The organism is Micromonospora sp. NPDC049089 (assembly GCF_040648775.1).
Taxonomy (GTDB): Bacteria; Actinomycetota; Actinomycetes; order Mycobacteriales; family Micromonosporaceae; genus Micromonospora.
In genome coordinates this window covers 1-1,226 of record NZ_JBEZEH010000409.1, presented here as the reverse complement: position 1 = coordinate 1,226, position 1,226 = coordinate 1, and the positions used below count along the sequence as shown (strand labels likewise).

The 1,226-nt window shown below is 67.4% G+C and carries 1 protein-coding gene; it reads left to right on the top strand.

The genetic code is table 11. From position 1 onward, the window contains the following. The first annotated feature begins 265 nt into the window (after positions 1-265). A complete protein-coding gene (locus AB0B48_RS33160; RefSeq protein WP_357208612.1) occupies positions 266-1,189 on the top strand; it encodes a neutral zinc metallopeptidase in 924 nt (307 codons plus the stop codon). The last annotated feature ends 37 nt before the right edge of the window (positions 1,190-1,226 follow it).

Below are 1,226 nucleotides of genomic sequence, written 5' to 3'. Positions count from 1 at the left end.
TTGTTTGCGGTGCTCTATCTGGGTTTTTGCATGGCTTACTGGGGTAACCCTAAACGCCGGGCGGTAAAATGGGCCCGACGGCGCGGGGCGGTTCAGCCTTCGCAGCGCAGCACCTGACAAGTGTACCGGGCGCGCCCGGAGCGCCTGCCCGGATTACCAATCAAGATCATCGGGTACCGGAACGCCTGTCCGGACCCCGTCCGGCACTCGATGGACGAAACGACACACAAAAGACAATCACCGGCATACGGCGATCGGGGTCACCATGGAACTCAACGAGCGGGCCGAAATCGACACCTCGCAGGTCAACGACGTGGGCCGCGGTGGTGGAGGCGGCGGAGGCGGCCTCGGCATCCCGATCCCCGGAGGCGGCGGTCGGGGCGGCATCATCGGCATCGTGGTGGCGGTGCTCGTCGCGCTGCTCGGCGGCGGTTTCGGCCTCAACGCCATGACAAACGGCGACGAGGGCGGTCAGGCCGGCGGCACCGACCTGGAGCAGTTGTGCTCCCGCGACAACCCCGAGCGTCTCGACGACGCGCGCTGCCGCAACGCGCTTTACGTCAACAGCATCCAGGCCTACTGGCAGAAGGCGTACCCGGAGTTGGGCAAGGGAGAGTACGAGCAGACCGACACCAACTTCTTCCAGGCCGCCGTCAACACCGGCTGCGGGCAGGCCGACTCGGGCGTCGGCCCGTTCTACTGCCCCGCCGACAAGCAGGTCTACATCGACCTGAGCTTCTACGACGAGTTGGCGTCCCGGTTCGGGGCGAAGGGCGAGTTCGCCCAGCCGTACGTGCTTGCCCACGAGTACGGACACCACGTCCAGAACCTCCTCGGCACCAACGCCAAGGCCGGCCAGGGCGACCAGAGCGGCCCCCAGTCCGCCTCCGTACGGCTGGAGTTGCAGGCCGACTGCTACGCCGGCGCCTGGGCCAAGCACGCCACCGAGAGCAAGGACAAGACCGGCCAGGAACCGCTGTTCAAGTCCATCACCCAGACCGACATCAGCGAGGCGGTGCAGGCCGCCGAGGCGATCGGCGACGACAGCATCCAGGAGCGCTCCGGCGGGCGGGTCAACCCCGACCAGTTCACCCACGGCACGTCCGAGCAGCGCAAGCGTTGGTTCACCCAGGGCTACGACCGCGGCGACCCGAAGACCTGCGACACCTTCGGTACCGACCAGCTCTGACACCCGCTCCGAGATCGTGGCAGGCCCCCGGTTGGCC